Consider the following 5,773-nt stretch of genomic DNA (forward strand, 5'->3'; position numbering starts at 1 on the left):
GCGCATTAACTCAAACATTGTTTCCAAACCAGATACCATAGAACATCACGAACGCACTGATTGAAACCGAACATTTTGCCGCTATTAATAGAGCCGGGCCCAATTTATTCGAGATAGATAATATTTTTTGATAATTTTCAGCGTTGTGCACTTCATGGAATCCCATGATCCTTGCAAAAATGGTGCATAACAAGACAACCGCCAATTTCACTCCCCATAAACACAAGAATGACAGGGAAACGATAGCCGTATAATGCCTGGCCGTTGCTATTGAAAAGATGGAGAGCGACAGGGACAACCATTTAAAAAAGAAGCCTATAATGAATGTCCCTAAAAGAATTAGCCCAAGCAGTAAAGCCATACGTACCCATTGTTTTCTAGAAAAACGATCTTTTCTATTCCAGATCAGGAGTAGCGCCAAGCCTAAAAAAACAATAAAACCAAACCAGCCCATTTTCCTCGTCCCTGCGTAATACGAATGATTGATTAAAGGTATACTGTAATCAACACTTTACTATACTCCTGCCAGTTACCATGATAGCAACTGGCAGGTATCGTCGACTTAAGTGATGCCCTAAGGTTTTTCAATATGGAAAGTTGAAAGAATAATTTCCAGACAGCGTTTATTCGCTTCGAAGTGGTAATCGCTGTGATTGCGGTGCCTGCCGACCAGCTCTACGTAGCACCACGCTTTACCCAAGCTAAAAATATAGCACTGGTATATAGCGCGCATCTTTTCCTCGACGCTGTATAGCTCGCCCTGGCAGGTGGAGAGCGTTTCTCCCAGCGAGGGGTTAAACTCGTTCTTAACCGTACTCAGCGCGTCAGTGGTCAACGTGACGGCAGTTTCATGCTCATGGAAACGCTTGGTAGCAACCATGAAGACATCCTGCGCATTAAATAGCGTCTCCTGCGAATAGAAGCACAGATTAATCACGCCATAGTTGATATCGCCAAAGGTATGCTCAACCACCAGCCGCGTATCCGTCAGCGCCTTAGCCTGCCAGGAATCAGGGATTTTAAAGCCGCTGCTGTTTTTATTGCTGAGGCTTACGGTCTTCAGCAGTTCCGCCAGAGCCAGATTACTGCGATGCATCAGATCCCAGTTCACCACCGTAAAGTACATATCATTTGCCAGCGCCGGATAGTCACGCGATGCACAGGCCGCTTTAATCAGGAAGTAGTTGCCGCCACCCTCTTCAGGGTTGTAGTCCTTGTGCACGGTAAAGCGTGAGATCACTTCGTCGCCGGAGGAGTGGGTTTTAAGCGTCAGCACATCGGCAAAGACGCCGCTACCAGCAGGATTGACAATCAGACGCTGATTCAGCACTTTCTCGCCCATCAGCTCCAGCTTATTAAACAGCCAGTCCGCCGGATTCATCTCCCACTCACAGCGCTCGTAAGCAGCCCACACTTCCATATAGGGCTGGGCGTCATTCGTCACGTAGCGGCCAAGGTTAGTCAGACCGACCTCGGCAATGTGCTGCGGGGTCAGCTCTGCGGGTTTGACGCGCTTCGGCAGGACCACCCAGTACTGAAGCATTTGCTTATCAGAAGAGGTGTACAGGCACTTCCAGTAGTTCGCCTCAATGTCTTCGTTGCTGGCTGTGGATGCAACGGGAAAAGGGTAGTTATTTTCGGTGTTCATAAAACCTCTTCAACTTAAACCGTGGTAGCAAACCAGATACCGTAAAACATAAGGATACAGCCAAGTGATGCCAGGCATTTTGCCAGCACGCGCAATTTTGGACCATATTTATTGACTATTGCTGATAACTTTAAATAGTTCTTCTCGGTGTTATAGCGCTTATGGAAGCGCATAATAATATCAAAGAGAGTACAAAGCATTACCACAAAGAATTTAGAAAGCAATATTGTCATAAATGAGGCAGAGATAAGCACCGTTAGCATCTTCGCTGTCTCTTTAGACATCAAATGCCCGTGTTTCCCCAGCAGTGCCAAAACGATCGCTAACATAAAGGTTCCGATCAGCACAGCAACAAATTTCACTACAAAGGCGCGCCACTCTTTTTTGGTAAACAGATCCCTACCATTCCAGATATAAACTAGGGTAATGACTATAAATAAAATAAAGCCTATCCATTTCATTATGCAACTCTCTCCATATACTTTTTAACCGCCGACCAAAACAGTAACACACCCGGTAATAATTGTCCCATCACCGCTGTCTACCGGAGCTGGGGTGGCGGCAGGCTCGTCATCGTCACCCCAGATATAGTCAATGAGGTCGAAGACACGACTAAATACCACCTTTACGCTCGCATCACCCTTGAGTCCGACGAATGTTGCTACCCCTCCAGTCAACCTTACATTGGCAGAGTAGTCGGTGGCATCCCAAAATAAGCTTCCGCCTAACGATCCCCCAAATGAGCCAGCATTAACGTCGGCTTTTGCATCCGCAATGATAAAGCCGAGAATATCAACGTTGGCCATCCCTTCGGCTTTTATCCCTTTTGCTTCCGCACCTACATCGGCGGTAAAACCGTATCGTCCATTATTACCGGTATACCCTTCAAGCACGGCCTTGGCTTCTGCCGTACCGATGGTAACATCCCCTGCAACGCCGCCATATAACCACTTCTCTTTACCGGCAGCGGCGGTACCGCCATACTGCACTCCTGTCAAAGCGCCATTAGCATTGAAACCGTAAATGCTATTATCGCCGCCATAGAGTGAACCGGTGGCATTGCCGACAGCGAGCTTATTACGCATCTCGCCTCTTACCAAATCCTGACTTTTCATGTTACCGAGGGTAATGTCGGACATTGAAAAGCCGACCGAGCCGGTATCAAGATCGCCGTTAAGGCTTTTATCCTCCATACTGGCATACGCACCCAGCACGCGAGCATCGTAGTTGTCGCCATGCATCATGCCATCTTCACCGGCCTTTTTCGCCGCTGTTCCCCCCCAGTACTGCGGTGCAGCGGGTTTCGGCGCAGCGGGTGCAGGCGAGCCGCTGGTGTTGCACTTAGTCTGATCCCCTAAGCGCGCAAGCGGCACACCGTTCACCAGAACCGTGCTGGATCCCCCAACGATCGCACCGCTGCCGTGCTTTGAACAGGACAAGGTGTCCCCCTTACGGGCGGCAGGAAAACCACCGATGATCACATCGGGGCTTCCGGACTGTATTGGACCGGTATGCGCGCTGGTGTCGATTGTTGCTCTCGCAGCAGGTTGTCCCATAATCACTATCCTTCTGCTGAAATTAGCTGTTAATTTTAACGACAGCGCCTTTAATATCGGTCAGGTTGGTTCCGCTGATATTAAGCGTGTCATTCACTTTCAGCTCGCCATCTTTTCCGCCGCCCAGCTTGGTCATCTCCGTCCCTTTGAAGGAGGCTTCGGTAATACTCTCTGCCTTCAGCGTACCCTCACCAACGATAATTTCGATGGTCGATGGCGTGATAAGAATATAGTTATCCTTCACCTTTAGCTTGATGGAGGTATTGGCTTCCAGCAGGGCATTGCCGTCTTTATCCATGGTTAAGACGGTTTGGTTTTCACCGACGTTAATCTTGTGCTGGCTTCCGGTATTGCTGGTTGAATTGACCCCAACGTTCACGTCGCGGTTGCGCTTAACCTTGACGTGTTCATCCTGACCGATGGTTTTTGTCCGATCGACACCGACGCTGTGGGTTTCACTGTTTTCAATGTCAGTATCCATATTCCTTTCGGCATGCACCCAGATCTGCTCAGCGCCTGCCTTATCCTCAAAGCGCAGGGCGTTAGCGTTGTCTTTGTGCCCGTCTTTACTGCGGCTGAAAAAGCCCATCTGCGTGGCGGCAGCGGGTAAGGTCCACGGCGGCATGCTGCCCTCGTTGTAGACGCGCCCGGTGATGATCGGCCGGTCCGGATCGCCGTTGATAAAGTCGATCACCACTTCATCACCCACGCGCGGGATCTGCACGCTACCGTAGCCCTGGCCTGCCCAGGCGCTAGAGACGCGGATCCAGCTGGAGCTGGTGTCATCCCCTTTCGCCAGCCGATCCCAATGGAATTTCACCTTCACGCGGCCATATTTGTCGGTCCAGATGGATTCGCCCTCAGGGCCGACCACGCGTGCGGTCTGCGGGCCAAAGGTACGCGGCCAGGGGGTAGCCTGCGCCGGGCGGAACACCACCGATGTCGGGATGACCGAGAAATCGATACGGTGAATGGTAAAGCCGTCCGCGCCGCTGGCGTAGCGGTTCTCTTCGAACTGATAGTGCACCGCCGTAGTGAGATACTCCCCATTGTCGCTGAAGAAGGGGGCATTCAGCAGAGCAAACGTATAGCCCGGCGCGATACCCATTGCCGTCGCGGTGGCATGGATCTCCTGGTGCTCTACCTGCCAGCGCTCCTGACGGATGCGGGCATAGAACTCCCCGTGGCCGTGCTCAACAAAGCGCCCCGGCCAGTCGTAGACGTCAATACCGCCCGGCTTCGGCGAGGTGGGGTTCTGCTGGGCCTTGAACAGCCATGCGTTCGGCTTGCGGAAGTCGTAGTCGTCAAGACTGTAGATGCCTGGCGTTACGCTGTCGGCCAGCGCCCACTGGCTGATGCCCTCTTCATCCGTGCTACCGCCCGACGGCGTCATGTGATACGGGATCATCTCGTAGCCGCTAAAGGGTTCATGCTGGGTGGCGGAATCGGTTAACACCAGCGTATGGCGATCCGCTTCGTGCTTAAAGTAGTAGGTGATGCCTTCCAGCTCCATCAGGCGGCTGATGAAGTCGAAGCTGCTCTCCTGATACTGAACGCAGTACTCCCACACCCGGTAACTGGACACCAGGCGATCCTCGATGTTGACCTGACATTCTCCGAGCAGGGTTTTAACGATCTGCGGCACCGTCTGGCCCTGGAAGATGCGCAGGTTGCGGTCGCGCGTCATTGGCCACAGATCGGGTTCAACGATCAGCTCATATACCGCATAGCGCGACCCGGACAGCTCGACCGCGCTCACGCCTACCTTGGTGATTTTGCCGTTGATATAACGCGGCGACAGCAGGCTCTGCGTCGGGATGGTGATAGTCACCGGCTGGCCCAGCAGCGTACTGCGGTCAAGGCGGGCATCGGTACCGAGCAGGGTCAGCGTTAGCGCGAACGTCTCTGAGAGCGCCTCACGGCCAGAGAGTTTCCAGAAAAGCAGTCCCTCAACGGGAAGCTGGACAGTGATACGGTTAAGCATAATCTTTATTCCATACGGTTTATGCGATGCAGATGATGTGATGGTAAATTAAAGGTGCTGGCAAGATTAACCTACCCAAATTGGTACCTGGATTTATTTCGATTCAGACTCGTCCCGCTTGATGGGGTGTTTTTTAGCCACGTAGATGAGCGATCCTATTTTTAGTGCCTCAGAGAGGATCAGCAGAGAGATATTCATCCAGCCTCCTGCAATTCCTACCTTCCCGGCAAGTAAGGGGAAGAGCGCAATTGAACAGCGGAACGTCAAAAAACGCAGCACTTCCTGAACCAGGGCAAATTTGATGGCGGCCCCGCTTCTCTTGAAAAAAAGCCATGCCGAGATAAAAAACGTAAATGGTGTAATGATATAAGCCAGATAAAACAGCCCCGCCAGGGGACCGGCAGAGGCAAAAAAGAGGATCACCACAGCCAGGTTACCGGCCGCTGATGCCCACATATTTTCCAGAGACGAGATCGGCCCCATAATGTACCAGGCAATACCGATCGCATCCATAACGCCCCAGAAATAGAAGACTTTTTCTCTTGTGGTCATAATTTATTTCTCATTTATTCAATGGGGTCGGGC

The 5,773-nt window shown here is 51.5% G+C and carries 6 protein-coding genes; all 6 read right to left on the reverse strand.

Annotated elements, in window-relative coordinates:
* Positions 1-10 precede the first annotated feature (10 nt).
* Positions 11-454 (reverse strand): hypothetical protein, encoded by a 444-nt coding sequence (locus FN633_RS16130; RefSeq protein WP_154058413.1) that lies wholly within the window; start codon positions 452-454, stop codon positions 11-13.
* Positions 455-574: 120 nt separating this feature from the next.
* Positions 575-1,648, reverse strand: coding sequence for a hypothetical protein (locus FN633_RS16135; RefSeq protein ID WP_154058414.1), 1,074 nt, complete (start codon positions 1,646-1,648; stop codon positions 575-577).
* Positions 1,649-1,662: 14 nt separating this feature from the next.
* On the reverse strand, positions 1,663-2,109 hold the full coding sequence (locus tag FN633_RS16140) for a hypothetical protein (RefSeq protein ID WP_154058415.1): 447 nt from the start codon (positions 2,107-2,109) through the stop codon (positions 1,663-1,665).
* Between the two features lie 24 nt (positions 2,110-2,133).
* On the reverse strand, positions 2,134-3,204 hold the full coding sequence (locus FN633_RS16145) for a PAAR domain-containing protein (RefSeq protein ID WP_154058416.1): 1,071 nt from the start codon (positions 3,202-3,204) through the stop codon (positions 2,134-2,136).
* Positions 3,205-3,226: 22 nt separating this feature from the next.
* Positions 3,227-5,188 carry a type VI secretion system Vgr family protein gene (locus FN633_RS16150; RefSeq protein ID WP_042387748.1) on the reverse strand — a complete coding sequence of 654 codons (1,962 nt, stop codon included), beginning with the start codon at positions 5,186-5,188 and terminating at the stop codon, positions 3,227-3,229.
* Positions 5,189-5,281: 93 nt separating this feature from the next.
* Positions 5,282-5,740, reverse strand: a complete 459-nt coding sequence (locus tag FN633_RS16155; protein ID WP_042387750.1) for a hypothetical protein — start codon at positions 5,738-5,740, stop codon at positions 5,282-5,284.
* Positions 5,741-5,773 lie beyond the last annotated feature (33 nt).

Origin of the sequence: Pseudescherichia vulneris (genome assembly GCF_902164725.1) — a bacterium.
Classification (GTDB): domain Bacteria; phylum Pseudomonadota; class Gammaproteobacteria; order Enterobacterales; family Enterobacteriaceae; genus Pseudescherichia; species Pseudescherichia vulneris.